Origin of the sequence: Planktotalea sp., assembly GCF_050633725.1 — a bacterium.
In the GTDB taxonomy this organism is placed as follows: domain Bacteria; phylum Pseudomonadota; class Alphaproteobacteria; order Rhodobacterales; family Rhodobacteraceae; genus Planktotalea.
Genome location: NZ_JBOEHB010000020.1, coordinates 87,924 through 88,219, shown reverse-complemented (window position 1 = coordinate 88,219; position 296 = coordinate 87,924). Strand labels below are relative to the sequence as shown.

1 protein-coding gene is annotated in these 296 nt (G+C 54.1%); it reads right to left on the bottom strand.

Annotated elements, in window-relative coordinates:
- Nucleotides 1-296 (bottom strand): FG-GAP-like repeat-containing protein (locus ACRBCU_RS16105; protein WP_431366410.1); only part of this gene is annotated, 296 nt, incomplete at both ends.

The window sequence follows — 296 nt, the reverse complement described above, 5'->3', positions numbered from 1 at the left end:
GATCGCCGTCGCCGTCCAGATCAACAAAGCTAGGCGTGCTATGAGAACCCACGTCAATGCCATTAAGCGGGTTGCCGGCACCTGTCAGCTCGGTAAATCCAGCGTCGGCGTCATTGTTGTCAAAAACCTTTAATATGCCATTGAATTCCCCAACAACCATATCCAGATCGCCGTCGCCGTCCAGATCGATGAAGCTCGGTGTGCTACGAAGGCCCGCGTCAATGCCATTAAGCGGGTTGGCGCTGCCTGTCAGCTCGGTAAATCCAGCGTCGGCGTCATTGTTGTCAAAGACCTTT